Genomic DNA, 13,491 nt, shown 5'->3' on the forward strand with positions numbered 1-13,491 from the left:
ACCATGACCATCGCCTTCGAGACAACGCCGTTGCCGATCATCGGCGCCCCTATGGCCGGCGGGACGACGACCCCCGAACTCAGCGCGGCCGTCGCCGCTGCGGGCGGCTTCCCCTTCGTCGCCGGCGGCTACCTCACCGCCGAGGCGCTCGCCCCGCTCGTCGAGCGGATGCGCGAGACCTCCGAGACCTTCGGGGTCAACCTCTTCGCCCCGAACCCGGTGCCGCTCGACCGCGCCGCCTTCGACCGCTTCGCCACCGCCCTCGAACCTCTCGCCGCCGAGCACGGAGTCACCCTCGAGACCGAGCCCGTCGACGACGATGACCACTATGACGCGAAGGTCGACTGGCTCGTCGCCCATCCCGTGCCCTTGGTCTCGATGACCTTCAACCTCCCCACCGCCGAGGTGGTCGACCGCCTCCACGCGGTCGGCACCCAGGTCGTCGCCACCGTGACGACGGTGGGCGAAGCCCGCGAGGCCGCTGCTCGCGGCGTCGACGCCCTCATCGTCCAGGGTCCGCGTGCGGGCGGGCATTCGGGCACCGCGGATCCGACGCGCGAGATCGAGGATCGGCCGACTGCTGATCTCGTCCGGGAGATCCTCGCCGAGGTGGACCTGCCCATTGCGGCCGGCGGCGGTGTCGACGGGGCCGAGGCGGTCGGGGAGCTCCTCGATGCGGGGGCGAGCGCGGTCGTCGTCGGGACCCTGCTGCTCCTCGCCGACGAGGCGGGCACTTCGGCGCCGCATCGGGCCGCGCTCCAGGATGCGGAGAAGTACTCGGAGACCGGCCTGACCAGGGCGTTCACGGGTCGCCCGGCTCGTGCGCTCGTCAACGACTTCGTCCGCGAATTCGACGAAGTCGCCCTCGACGCCTACCCAGCCGTGCACCACCTCACGAAGGGCCTGCGCGCCGAGGCGAAGGCTTCGGGTGACCCGAACCTCCTTCACCTCTGGGCGGGCACCGGCTACCGGTGGGCCGTGCCGGGCTCGGCGGAGACGATCGTCAAGCAGCTCGGCACCCGCTTCGCACGGTAGGCACCGGACGCGCCTCCGCGGCCGAGTCGCCCGGTAGATACCGAGTTCGCCGTCGAGTCGAGGACGCGCAGTGTCGATTCTGAGCTCACCGATCGACACTGGGGGTCCAAAAGTCGAGCGTCCGGGCTCAGCGGGGACGATCCTCGTGGTGCGGCCATGCGAAGTCGAGCATGGGATGTCGGTGATTCGGCCGCTCACGGACCTTCCCTGAACCGTCGTCGTCCGCGGTCCTCCGGCCGTACTGGTCCGGAATGGTGCCCCACCCCCAGTAGGGCAACGGCGCCGCAGGGACGATTCCGAGGGTGATCGCGGGGTCGATCTTGGGCGAGTGCACGGTGCACTGATGGACCCATCGGTCGCCCAGATCGAAGGTGAACCTGCAAACGTCTCCGGGCTTGAGGAGCTTTGTCACCTTCGCCCTGGCGCTGTCGAATGCCCGGCTCGTCGGTCCCGCAGTGGAATCGGCCAGCTCGATCCCCGACTCGACATCGGTGACGATGTTCCCGTCGGCGAGGTCGAACAGCGAGAGGTGTCCGCGATCCCACCTCGCGAAAGCGGTGTTGATGGCGTCGGCGAGGTCATCGAAGGTATGCGCCGGGCCGACCGCGAACGTTCGACCCGGCGGCGGCCACAACTCGTGACCTCTTCCGCCGAGGAGTTCGACCGCCACGGACAACCACGTCCTCGCCATGATCCGAGTATGTCACTCAGGCACTCCTCCTGCACTCCACTCAATGAGGAGCCTTCAGCGCACGGCAACGAAGCGGCTCACCGTCGAGTCGAGGACCCTCAGTGTCGATTCTGGGCTCACAGATCGACACTGCGCGTCCTCAAGTCGCGGGCGCGGGGCCGCCGCGCTGGGTCGCGTGCTCACCGCCCGCCCATGATCGTTCGATTTCTCGCACAGATACGTTATCGGGACTCTCAGCGATCGGCCGGTCCTAGCGTGCGCCGCGATCATTAGGATCGATCTCGAGGCCGCAGCGCCGCGGCGGGCGGCCCCGCCGGCAACCCCGGACCACAGAGACGAAGGAGTCCCACCGTGCACCAGACGACCCGCCCATGGCTCCCCACCGAGAGCCGTGCGCGCATCGAGGAGATCGCCGGCGACCGCCTCGGCGAGGGCGGCGCCGCTCAAATGCCCACGGTCGTGAAGACGATCGAGGACCTCATGGCGGCCTCCGAGCGCCTCCACGACGAGGAGGCGTTCAACCTCAATCCCGCGTCGAACGTGCTCAACCCCAGGGCGGCGGCACTGCTGGCGGGAGGATCGGCGTCGAGGACCTCGCTCGGGTACGCGGGCGCGAAGTACGAGATGGGACTCGAGCACATCGAACAGGTCGAGGTCATCACCGCCGAGCTCGCCGCCTGCCTCTTCCACGCCGACTTCGCCGAGGTGCGGGTGCCCAGCGGAGCGATGGCCAACCTCTTTGCCTTCATGGCGACCTCCTCACCAGGCAATACGATCATCGCCTCCCCGGCGACGATCGGCGGCCATGTCACCCATCACGCCGCCGGGGCCGCGGGACTCTACGGCCTCACCACGGTCGGGGCTCCCGTCGACGTCGCCCACTACAGCTACGACGTCGATGCGCTGGCAGCACTCGCCCGCGAGGTGCGGCCGTCGCTCATCACGATCGGCGGTTCGCTCAACCTCTTCGAGCACCCCGTCGCGACGATCCGGGAGATCGCCGACGAGGTCGGCGCCCGCGTCCTCTTCGACGCCGCGCACCTGTGCGGGATGATCGCCGGCGGGCAATGGGCGAACCCCCTCGACGAAGGCGCGCACCTCATGTCGATGAGCACGTACAAGAGCCTCGGCGGACCGACCCACGGCCTCCTGCTCAGCAACGACGCGGAGCTGTCCGAACGCATCGACGCCATCGCCTTCCCCGGCATGACCGCGAACTTCGATGCCGCGGCCGTCGCGGCTCTCGGGGTCACCCTCGCCGACTGGATCGCGACCGGCACCGACTACGCCTCGCAGATGCGGGCGTGCGCGGGCGCCCTGGCCGACGCCCTCGCCGAGGCGGGAGCCGTCCCCTTCCAGTGCGAACGCGGGTTCACCGACTCCCACCAGTTCGCCCTGCTGGCCGCACCGTTCGGCGGCGGCACCCGGGGTGCGCGGGTGCTCGAGAAGGCCGGCATCCTCACCTCGGGCATCGGCCTGCCCGTCCCCGAGGTGCCCGGCGATCAGAACGGCATTCGCCTCGGCACCCCGGAGATCGTCCGGCGCGGCATGACGGTGTCCGACATGCCGCGGCTGGCCGGATACATCGCCCGAGCCCTCGACACCGCCCGGACTCCCGCGGATCCCGGATCGATCTCAGACACCCCCGCCGAGGTGGTCCTCCGGGAGATCGCCGACGACGTCGCCGCGTGGCGGAAGGACTTCACCGGAGTCCGCTTCACGGCGTGAGCGGCGCTGCCCGCGGGGTGCTCGCCACCCGGGTCCGCGGCGCCTGCCGTCGAGGATGACGACGAGAGCGAAGACGATCGGGGCTGCAATCGCGACCGCGACCTGTGCCGGCGGAGCGTCGGTGGCGTTGAGATCGGCACCGGTGAGGATGGCGAGAGCGAAGGCGAAGAGGTTGTTGACCGTGTGGAAGGCGATCGCCGCCTCGAGGCCGCTCGTCCACAGGGTGAGGAGACCCATGACGACGGAGAAGACCCCGATGCTGATGAGGCCGGGCACATCGTAGATGTGGCCGAAGACGAAGAACGGCACCGGGATGAGGACCGCCCACCACGGGCTGCGCAGCCAGCTGCCGATGACGTTCATCGCCAGGCCACGGAAGACGAGCTCCTCGCTCATCGACTGAATGGGCGCGAGGAGGAGCACAAGGACCAGCATGAGCGCGAGTCGACTGTCCCACGAGGTGCCGGGGTCGAGGGCGACCGACTCGGGAGAGACGATGCCGAGGACGACGACTCCGGCCGCCCACACCGGCAGCGCGAGCAGCAGGAAGCGGCCGAGCAGATGCCACCGCATGCCGCCGGGCTCCGCTGCGATCGGCGCCGCCTCTTCTCGGTTCGCGCTCACGCGCACGGAGGCGAGCGGGAAGAACCAGCGCTGGTAGATGCTGAGCATGGCGAGCTCGAGGGCCGGCCACATGAGGATGACGGAGACGAGGACGATGACGAGACCCGTCACCGTGTTCATGTCGCTCACGGCGTCGAGGTCACCCGCGCCCCCGATCCCCCACCAGATCCCGAACGCGAGGAAGACCGCGACGACGAGGATGAGGTAGTACACGGCGGCGAGGAGGGTGAGGAGCAGCGGCTTGTACCAGCGGTGTCCCGGGAGATCATGCAGCTGACGGACGTACGTCGGAGACAGAGACAGGGCGGAGGAAGGGTTCATGTCCGTCAGTCTTCCGGCCGCCAACGGCTCCGACAGTCGTCCGCCGGGATGAACGCTTTCATCCTTTCGGCCGACCCCGCCGAGGTGGTCGCCCAGGTATCGTCGAAGAGTGCCCCTGACCAATCGCCGCAATCGCGTCATCCGCGTCGTCGTCTGGACGGCGATCTGCTTCGTCATCGGTGCGCTCATCGTCGCCGGCCTCATTGCGGCCAACTGGTCCAACCCGAACGATCCCGACGTCGACGAGGCCAGCCGGAACGTCGAGATCGCCATCCACATCGTTTTCGGGGCGATCTCCGTCGCGTGTCTGCCCGTCGTCCTCTGGCTCGACGGGCGGACCGTTCCGCGCTCGACATTGCGGCCCAAAGTCCTCGCAGCCGAGAAGCTGCGGGACTTCCTGGCGGCGAGCGGACGCGGCGGCGAGAAGTTCCTCGACCGGGATGGTTCGGTTGAATCGCTGCAACGACGCACCGGAGGATGGATTGCCGTCACCCTCGGCCTTATCGGGGTCGCTTTCGGGACGATCGGCGTCCTCGGCATCGCCTCGTCGGGGCTTCTCATGATCACGTTGTGCGCACGGCGCAGCTGGCTGCTCACAATCTCGACACTTCTCGTGTCGATTGCGGCGCTGACGAGCGCCTACGTCATCACGCCTGTCGCACTCGGCGGCTTCCAGCTGCCCGTCTATCTCTTCAACCTCTCGTCACTGTCCATCATCGTCGTCATCGGCGTCATCCGCGGGGCGCGAGAGCAGGGCTTCATCGACTCCGCCGCCCAGACCTTGCTGCGTGGACAGGCTCGGCAGCAGCGAGCGATCGCCGAGGTGCGTCGGGGCATCGCCCGCGACATGCACGATTCGCTCTCGCACCACCTCAGCGTCATCGCGATGTACGCCGGCGCTCTGTCCGTGCGCGAAGACCTCGACGCCGACTCCGTGCGCGAGAGTGCGCGCCTCATCGCCGGCAGCGCCCGCCGGTCCGGCGTCGAACTCCGCGAAGTGCTCACGATGCTGCGCGGGGATGACCAGGGCACCGTCGTCGACCCCGACCTCGACCGCCTCGTCCGCACCCGCGCGGACACCGTCACCCTCGACTACCGACCGCCGCTGTCCGCCGCCGCACTGCAGGGGCTCGGTGCCCTCGAGCGCACGACGATCTACCGCTTCGTCCAGGAGGCGATCACCAATGCCGTCAAGCACGCCCCCGGCGAACGCCTGCGGATCACCGTCGCCGCAGATGAGAACCCCGAGACGCTTGTCCTCACGGCGAGCAACCCGCGCCGAGCAGCCGCGGCGGAGGCCGGAGCAGCGAAACCGTCATCACTGGTGACCGGGTCCGGGCTGGGTCTGCTCGGTCTGCGCGAGAGGATGGAGGCGATGGGTGGGACTCTGACCGTGAGCAGAGGAGACGACTTCGTCCTCCGCGCGACACTCCCAGCAACGGGGCTTGCTACTCCCGCCGAGGTCGAACCATCGGCGCAGCCTGCCGTCGGCCCGTCCGGCACTCCTACGCATACCCAGACCCCCGAGGACGCACCCACAGAATCGACCGGCGAGGAGCGCCCGTGACGATCAGGATCATCATCGCCGACGACGAGTCGCTCATGCGCTCGGGCCTGCGCCTCCTCCTCGGCGCCGCACCGGACATCGACATCGTCGCCGAGGCGGCCAACGGCGAAGAGGCCATCGCCCTGGCCAGGGAATTCTCACCCGATCTCATCCTCATGGACCTGCGGATGCCCGTCATGGACGGTCTCGAGGCCACGCGCACGCTCCTCGCGCAGGCAACACATCCCGAGGTCCTCGTCCTCACCGCCTTCGGCACCGACGACTTCGTGCTCCGGGCGCTGAGCGCCGGCGCGGCCGGCTACCTCCTCAAGGACACTCCGCCCGACGAACTCATCCACGCCGTCCGCGCGGCCGCCGGCGGCACTCGGGCGCTCTCCCCCGGTGTCATCGACTCCCTGCTCGACCGCTCGGGATCCTCCGCCTCGACGGGAGGCCTTACCTGGGGAGACGACGGTGAACGGCGTCCGGATCCCCTTGCCGTGCTCACCGCCAGGGAGCGTGAGATCGCCGAGGCGGTCGCCCAGGGGATGACGAATGCGCAGGTGGCCAGGTCGCTCTTCGTCTCCACGGCGACGGTGAAGACGCATCTGGCCCGCATCTTCGACAAGCTCGAGGTGAGCACCCGGGTGCAGCTCGCCCTCCTCGTCAACGAATCACGCTGACCGGGCGCAGATGCGCCGAGGCCGCCCCACGGTGCGTGGGACGGCCTCGCGCTGCTCGGTGCCGTGAGTCGGCTCAGCTCACTTCGGAGCCATGCGGATCGCGCCGTCGAGGCGGATCATCTCCCCGTTGAGCATGGGATTCTCCACGATCGACTCGACGAGCTGTGCGTACTCGGCGGGCCTGCCCAGCCGGGCGGGATGGGGCACGGACTTGCCGAGGGATTCCTGCGCCTCGGCGGGCAGGCCTGCCATCATCGGGGTCTCGAAGATGCCCGGGGCGATCGTCACCACGCGGATGAGGGAGGCGGCGAGCTCACGGGCCATGGGGAGGGTGACCGCTGCGACGGCTCCCTTCGACGCGGAGTAGGCGATCTGGCCGATCTGCCCATCGAAGGCCGCGACCGAGGCGGTGTTGACGATGACGCCGCGCTCCTCGCCGACGGGCTCCTCCTGCTGCATTGCGGCGGCGGCGAGGCGGCAGACGTTGATGGTGCCGACGACGTTGATGGCCATGACCTTGGAGAACGCCTCGAGGGGCAGCGGGCCCTTCTTCGACACGAGCTTGCCCGGGGTCGCGACGCCCGCGCAGTTGACGACGACGCGCAGCGATCCGAGTCCGGTCGCCGTGTCGACGGCCGCCTGGACCTGCGCCTCATCGGTGACGTCGGCTGCGACGAAGTGGGCACGGTCGCCGAGTTCGTTCGCGACCTGCTCCCCCACCTCGGCGTTGAGGTCGACCATGACGACCTGGGCACCGGCGGCGAGCAGGCGTTCGGTGGTGGCGCGGCCGAGCCCGGAGGCTCCGCCGGTGACGAGGGCGACGGTGTCGGTGAGTTCCATGGGTGTCCTTCGCTGCGGGGGGGCGGCGCCCAGGCGAAATCGCACCTGAGCGATCGTTCACTGGCTCGACTGTATCCCAGCGGTGTCGCCCAGGTCACGGTGGGGTGGGCGCATGGGCCCCGGCCAGGCCGGGAGGACGGCGCAGCCCGCCTGCCGGGAGGGCAGACGGGCTGCGGGTCGTGGTCGACGACCGCCGTCACGCTGACGGAACGCGGCGCTCGACCGTGGTCGGCCGCCTCGGCGAGGGTGCCGATCGATCTCAGACGGTGAGCGACTGGCGTGCCTCGCGCACGCCCTTGAGGGCACCGCCCCACGCGACGAGGTCGTCGACCATCGAGGCGAACGGCGCCGCGGAGACCTCGGTCGGGGCGAAGGTGCCGTCGGCGACGTCGGTGAAGATGCTGAAGGAGGCCTGGTCGCGGACGACGGCGACCTTGTAGTTCGCGAGGATGTGGCGCAGGTGCTCGGCGGCGCGCACACCCTTGTCGGCGCCGTAGTTGACGATGCCGGCGACCTTGTGGTTGAACTCGGTGGCGACGAAGTCGAGGGCGTTCTTCATGGAACCGGAGATCGAGTGGTTGTACTCGGGAGTGACGAAGATGAAGGCGTCGAACTCGTCGAGCTTCGCACCCCAGGCCTTGGTGTGGGCGTTCTCGTAGCGCTTCGCACCGGCCGGGATGACCTTATCGAGGAGCGGGAGGTCGAAGGCGCCGAAGTCGACGACCTCGGCGGTCACGTCGTCGCGACCGGCGAGCTGGTCGCTGACCCACTGGACGACCTGCGGGTTGAGGGCTCCGGGACGGGTGGTTCCGGGGATGATGGCGATTGTGAGCATGGACGTCCTTCGCTGTCGGGTCGGTGGTGCGCGGCTGAGCCGAACCGACCGGGTGGAGGGCCGATGGTCGGCCCCAGATCGATCGGTGTGCCGCACTCGGGCGGCACATCCATGCCCAACGTCGTTGAAATTTGCATCATTCCGCGACCAGGGTGTGAGCCTCGTCACTGCGCAGTTGGTGACGGGGTGCGGGTAAGGCGGAGTGCGGTTGGGTGCGGGGTGGAGTTGGGGGCAGGGTGCGGCCGCGAGCGGGTTGCGCCCGATGCCGCGGATTGCCCGGGGACTACCGCGGCAGGCGGGTCGATCTGCGGTATTGTCGAGGGGCACATGAAAGATTGTTCGATCGTCGATGATTGAGGAGCGAGGTCCCGTGAGAGCAACGAACGGCCGCAACAACATCCTCCGCTCGGCTCGCGACACGTTCGCCACGAAGGGCTTCGACGGAGCATCGATCCGCGACATCGCGCAGGCGGCGGGGCTGAGTCTCTCCGCCCTCTACTACTACTTCCCGTCCAAGCAGGAAGCCCTGTACGAGCTCGTCCACACCGCCTACACGTGGTACATCGACCACTCACGTGCTGTCGTCGCCGAGGTGGGCGACGACCCTGTCGACCAGCTCGCCGTCTCGGTCCGCTACCTCTCCCGCTACCGGATGGCCAACGTCTCCGTCTCCACCGTGCTTCTGCGCGACACCGAGCGCCTCGACGGCGAGAACGCCGCCCGGATCAAGACCCTGCAGCGCGAGGCGCGGGCGGTGCTCGGTGACATCATCGAGGCGGGCATCGCCTCAGGCCAGTTCCGCGTCAGCCACGCCCAGCTCGCGACCCGGGCGATCCTCTCGATCTGCAATTCGCTCTCGATCTGGTTCCGCCCCGGCGGCGGCCTCGAGTCCGACCAGATCGAACGCGAATTCACGCTCTACGCGATGCGCATCGTCGGCATCGACGCCGATGAGGCCGAACTCGACCGCCTCCTCGCCCTGCCCGTCAACGAGGCGGGCATGCTCGACTTCATCGCCGAGAGCAAGTAGCGGCAGGCAGCAACCCTCCGGTTCGCGCGTTTCCACCGCGGCACCCCTCCGGACGTTCGGCCACCCCGCGCAGGGTGGCCGAACGCGCGAAGGACTGCCGGACGCCTACGCCCCCGCCGCGGCCCGCAGCTGCCGGGCGGCTTCGCGCCGCTGCGCCTGCTCGACCGGGTCGGGCACCGGCAGGGAGGCGATGAGCCGCTTCGTGTAGTCGTTGCTCGGTGACCCGAGCACCTGCTCGCCCGTGCCCTCCTCGAGCAGCCGGCCATGGTAGAGCACGCCGATGCGATCCGAGAGCATGTCGACGACCGCGAGGTCGTGGCTGATGAACAGTGCCGCGAAGTCGAAGCGGTTCTGCAGCTCGACGAAGAGCTCGAGCACCTTCGCCTGCACGGACACGTCGAGGGCCGAGGTCGGCTCGTCGGCGATGAGCAGCTCGGGATCGAGCGCGAGACCGCGCGCGAGCGAGGCCCGCTGCCGCTGACCGCCCGAGAGCTCGTGCGGGTAGCGCCCGGCATAGTCCGCCGGCAGCTGCACCGAATCGAGGAGTTCGAGCACCCTGGCCCCGCGATCGCGCACGCTCAACTCCGGCCGGTGGATCGCGAACGGCTCCGCGATGCACTCCCCGATCGTCAGATGCGGGTTGAACGAGGCCGCCGGGTCCTGGAAGACGAACCCGATGCGCTTGCGGATCGACCGGAACGACCGCTCCCTGAACCCGACCATCTCATGCCCGAGCACCGAAAGGCTGCCTCCGCTCGCCCTGGTCAGACCCGCGATCGCGCGCCCGATCGTCGTCTTGCCCGACCCCGATTCGCCGACGAGCCCGTAGACCTCGCCCGCGCGGATCTCGAAGCTCACCGACTTCACCGCGTGGAAGTCCGGCCGTCCCAGCCCACCCGGATAGACGATGTCGAGTCCGTTTGCGACGACGACGGAATCCCCCGCCGAGGCGGCCGTCCGTTCCCGCTTCCTCGCCGAGGCGGTTGTGCCGAAGCTCCCCTCCTCTGCCGCAGGTCCCGGTTCCCGGTCAACCACGGCGTCCCGGTCGTCCGCCGCGTCCCGGCCGTCTCCTGCGTCCCGGTCGGCCGCGGCGGCCTTGCGGCTGCCGACGACGGTCGAGCCGAGCTTCGGCACGGCCGCGAGCAGGTCGCGGGTGTACTGCTCCTTGGGGTCGCTGAAGAGCGTCTTCACGGGCGAGACCTCGATGAGGTCGCCGCGGTACATCACGGCCACGCGGTCGGCGAGGTCGGCGACGACGCCCATGTTGTGGGTGATGAGGACGATCGCTGTGCCCGTCTCATCGCGCAGCTCGCGGAGCAGGTCGAGGATCTCGGCCTGGACCGTGACGTCGAGAGCCGTGGTCGGCTCGTCGGCGACGATGAGCTTGGCACCGAGGGCGAGCGCCATCGCGATGACGATGCGCTGCTTCTGTCCGCCTGAGAACTGGTGCGGATAGTAGTCGAAGCGGTGCTCGGCGTCGGGGATGCCCACCTGCTCCATCGCTGCGACGACCTTCGCCTTGAGCTCGGCCCGGCTCGCCTTTCGGTGGTGGGCGCGCAGTCCCTCGGCGATCTGCCATCCGACCGTGAAGACGGGGTTGAGCGCCGTCGACGGCTCCTGGAAGACCATCGCGACATCGGACCCGCGCATCTCTCGCAGCTCCTCGGCGCTGACGGCGAGCACATCGCTGCCCGAGAGCACGACGGCCCCAGACCGCTGCGCCGTCTCCGGAAGGAGGCCGAGGATGGACCGTGCGGTGACCGTCTTGCCTGAACCGGACTCTCCGACGATCGCGAGCACTTCGCCCGGGCTCACGGCCAGGGACACGTCCTTGACCGCATGGACGTCGCCGGCGTCGGTGGAGAAGGTGACGTCGAGGTGATCGACGTCGAGGATGGGCTGTCCGCCGTCGACGGTGCGGGCGCTTCCGGGCGTCTCGATCGCGCCGTCAGCGCCGTCGAGGGTCTTCATCATCCTGTCGTTGCCGCTCATGCGCGGGCCTCCGCCTTCCAGTCGCGGGCGCCGGCGGCACCGGCCTTCGTCTTCGCCTTCCTGCGCACGCGCAGACGCGGATCGTTGAGGTCGTTCATCGACTCCCCGACGAGCGTGATCCCGAGGACGGTGAGCACGATCGCCAGACCTGGGAACACCGAGGTCCACCACACACCGCTGGTGACGTCCGGCAGGGCCTTGTTGAGGTCGTATCCCCATTCCGCCGCCGAGGTGGGTTCGATGCCGAATCCGAGGAACCCGAGCCCAGCGAGGGTGAGGATCGCCTCGGACGAGTTGAGTGTGAAGATGAGCGGCAGCGTCCGCGTCGCATTCCGGAAGATGTGCTTGCCGATGATCCGCGTCTTCGACGCGCCGAGGACGATCGCCGATTCGACGAACGGTTCGGCCTTGAGTCGCAGGGTCTCCGCGCGGACGACGCGGAAGTACTGCGGGATGAAGACGACGGTGATCGACAGCGCCGCCGCAGCGATGCCGCCCCACGCGCTCGACTGCCCGCCGGAGATCGCGATCGCCATGACGAGGGCGAGCAGCAGGGTCGGGAATGCGTAGACGGCGTCGGCGATGACGACGAGGATCCGGTCGAGCCACCCGCCGAGGTACCCGGAGATCAGCCCCAGGATGACCCCGGCGAAGAGCGAGGCGGCGACGGCGACGACAATGACGGCGACCGCGGTCTGGGCACCCCAGACGACCCGGGAGAAGACATCGTAGCCGCCGACGGTCGTGCCCCAGATGTGCTCAGGACTCGGCGGCTGGGTGGCCCCGAAGTTCCCTTCCGCAGTGCCGAGCTGGTTGAAGCCGTAGGGGGCGATGAGAGGCGCGAAGATCGCGCAGATGAGGACGATCCCGCAGAGCACGAGACCGGTGATGAGCATGCCCCGCTGCAGTCCGACGGACTGCCGCAGGTGGGAGACGATGGGCAGACGGGTCCACCACGACTTCTTCGCCTTCTCGTCGAGGACGACGGCAGGGACACCGGAACCGGGGGCCGCCTCGGCGAACTTCTCTGTGTTCTCAGACATCAGTACCTCACTCGGGGGTCGATGAAGGCGGCGATGACGTCGACGATGAAGTTCGTGAACGCCACGATGACGGCGAGCATGACGACGATGCCCTGGACGGCGACGAAGTCGCGGGCCGTGAGGTACTCGGCGAGCTTGAAGCCGATGCCCTTCCATTCGAACGTCGTCTCGGTGAGCACGGCGCCGGCGAGCATGAGCGCGATCTGCATGCCCATGACCGTGACGATCGGGATGAGCGCGGGCCGGTAGGCGTGCTTGGTGACCAGGCGGAACTCGGAGATGCCGCGGGAGCGTCCGGAGTCGATGTACTGCTGGCCGAGGGTGCCGATGAGGTTCGTGCGCACGAGCCGGAGGAAGACGCCGGCGGTGAGGATGCCGAGCGCGAGCGCGGGCAGCACAGCGTGGGCGAGGACGTCGCCGAGGACCTCGAAGTTGCCGATCCGCAGCGCATCGATGATGTAGAAGCCGGTCGGTCCGACGACTCCGGACATGATGTACTCGGTCTCCGTCGTGCCGCGACCGGCCACCGGCAGGATCGGGAAGTAGACGCCGAAGATGAGCTTGAGGATCATGCCGGCGAAGAACACGGGGGTGGCGTAACCGAGGATCGCGAGGATGCGCAGCGCGGCGTCGGGGGCCTTGTCCCGCTTGTAGGCGGCGAGCATGCCGAGTGGAATGCCGATGATGAAGGCGACGATGAGCGCGTAGAAGACGAGTTCGACGGTGGCCGCACCGTAGGTGAGGAGGATCTCGGTGACCGGGCGGCCGTCGGAGATCGTCGTCCCGAAATCCCCGCGGAGCAGGTTGCCCATGTACTCGAAGTACTGGACGAGAATGGGGCGGTCGTAGCCGGCGGCGGCGACGCGTTCGGCCAGCTGGTCCTGGGTGAGGCGGCCGCCGAGGGCCGCGGTGATCGGATCACCGGTGATCCGCATGAGGAAGAACACCAGGGTGGTGAGGATGAAGATCGTCGGAATGATGAGGAGGAAGCGGATGAGGACGTAGCGTCCCAGTCCGGTCCCGGAGGACTTCTTCACCGCTGCGGTCGGTTCGGCCGCCTCGGGTTGGCTGATGGCTGCAGACATGGTTCCTTTGGGATTCGTCTTTCGGTGCGGACGCGCCA

The 13,491-nt window shown here is 68.7% G+C and carries 12 protein-coding genes; 5 read left to right on the top strand and 7 right to left on the bottom strand.

Features of this window, described 5'->3' with window-relative positions:
- Nucleotides 1-3 precede the first annotated feature (3 nt).
- Nucleotides 4-1,035 (top strand): nitronate monooxygenase, encoded by a 1,032-nt coding sequence (locus AC0VYB_RS16265; RefSeq protein ID WP_119297078.1) that lies wholly within the window; start codon nt 4-6, stop codon nt 1,033-1,035.
- Nucleotides 1,036-1,162: 127 nt separating this feature from the next.
- On the opposite strand, the gene AC0VYB_RS16270 is transcribed toward AC0VYB_RS16265, so the two are convergent.
- The gene (locus tag AC0VYB_RS16270; RefSeq protein ID WP_063249654.1) at nt 1,163-1,726 is read right to left on the bottom strand and encodes an IS1096 element passenger TnpR family protein; all 564 of its coding nucleotides are present in this window, start codon (nt 1,724-1,726) and stop codon (nt 1,163-1,165) included.
- Nucleotides 1,727-2,077: 351 nt separating this feature from the next.
- On the opposite strand from AC0VYB_RS16270, the gene AC0VYB_RS16275 reads away from it, so the two are divergent.
- Entirely contained in the window at nt 2,078-3,454 is a 1,377-nt protein-coding gene (locus AC0VYB_RS16275) for a serine hydroxymethyltransferase (RefSeq protein WP_201671917.1), read from the top strand.
- On the opposite strand, the gene AC0VYB_RS16280 is transcribed toward AC0VYB_RS16275, so the two are convergent.
- Nucleotides 3,362-4,399: a lysostaphin resistance A-like protein gene (locus AC0VYB_RS16280; protein WP_475384847.1), complete on the bottom strand. Its 1,038-nt coding sequence runs from the start codon at nt 4,397-4,399 to the stop codon at nt 3,362-3,364. The genes AC0VYB_RS16275 and AC0VYB_RS16280 overlap by 93 nt on opposite strands.
- A 109-nt stretch (nt 4,400-4,508) precedes the next feature.
- Between AC0VYB_RS16280 and AC0VYB_RS16285 the strand changes: the two genes are divergently transcribed.
- Both AC0VYB_RS16285 and AC0VYB_RS16290 read left to right on the top strand, forming a co-directional pair.
- Nucleotides 4,509-5,966 (top strand): sensor histidine kinase, encoded by a 1,458-nt coding sequence (locus AC0VYB_RS16285; protein WP_063249651.1) that lies wholly within the window; start codon nt 4,509-4,511, stop codon nt 5,964-5,966.
- The gene (locus tag AC0VYB_RS16290) at nt 5,963-6,628 is read left to right on the top strand and encodes a response regulator (protein WP_063249650.1); all 666 of its coding nucleotides are present in this window, start codon (nt 5,963-5,965) and stop codon (nt 6,626-6,628) included. The genes AC0VYB_RS16285 and AC0VYB_RS16290 overlap by 4 nt, the downstream gene beginning before the upstream one ends.
- Before the next feature lie 78 nt (nt 6,629-6,706).
- Here AC0VYB_RS16290 and AC0VYB_RS16295 read toward each other — a convergent pair whose 3' ends face one another.
- On the bottom strand, nt 6,707-7,468 hold the full coding sequence (locus AC0VYB_RS16295) for a 3-hydroxyacyl-CoA dehydrogenase (RefSeq protein WP_119296667.1): 762 nt from the start codon (nt 7,466-7,468) through the stop codon (nt 6,707-6,709).
- A 259-nt stretch (nt 7,469-7,727) separates the two neighbouring features.
- Complete coding sequence (locus AC0VYB_RS16300) at nt 7,728-8,303, bottom strand: NADPH-dependent FMN reductase (protein WP_475384848.1); 576 nt, start codon at nt 8,301-8,303, stop codon at nt 7,728-7,730.
- A 370-nt stretch (nt 8,304-8,673) separates the two neighbouring features.
- Between AC0VYB_RS16300 and AC0VYB_RS16305 the strand changes: the two genes are divergently transcribed.
- Nucleotides 8,674-9,333 carry a TetR/AcrR family transcriptional regulator gene (locus AC0VYB_RS16305; RefSeq protein WP_009378823.1) on the top strand — a complete coding sequence of 220 codons (660 nt, stop codon included), beginning with the start codon at nt 8,674-8,676 and terminating at the stop codon, nt 9,331-9,333.
- Nucleotides 9,334-9,438: 105 nt separating this feature from the next.
- On the opposite strand, the gene AC0VYB_RS16310 is transcribed toward AC0VYB_RS16305, so the two are convergent.
- The 3 genes from AC0VYB_RS16310 to AC0VYB_RS16320 are packed head-to-tail and all read right to left on the bottom strand — an operon-like array spanning nt 9,439 to nt 13,453.
- The gene (locus AC0VYB_RS16310) at nt 9,439-11,325 is read right to left on the bottom strand and encodes a dipeptide ABC transporter ATP-binding protein (protein ID WP_227007140.1); all 1,887 of its coding nucleotides are present in this window, start codon (nt 11,323-11,325) and stop codon (nt 9,439-9,441) included.
- On the bottom strand, nt 11,322-12,368 hold the full coding sequence (locus AC0VYB_RS16315) for an ABC transporter permease (RefSeq protein ID WP_223289893.1): 1,047 nt from the start codon (nt 12,366-12,368) through the stop codon (nt 11,322-11,324). Before AC0VYB_RS16315 ends, AC0VYB_RS16310 begins: the two co-directional genes overlap by 4 nt.
- Nucleotides 12,368-13,453, bottom strand: a complete 1,086-nt coding sequence (locus tag AC0VYB_RS16320; protein WP_009378817.1) for an ABC transporter permease — start codon at nt 13,451-13,453, stop codon at nt 12,368-12,370. Before AC0VYB_RS16320 ends, AC0VYB_RS16315 begins: the two co-directional genes overlap by 1 nt.
- Between the last annotated feature and the right edge of the window lie 38 nt (nt 13,454-13,491).

It is taken from the genome of Brevibacterium sp. Z349TD_9 (genome assembly GCF_056173565.1).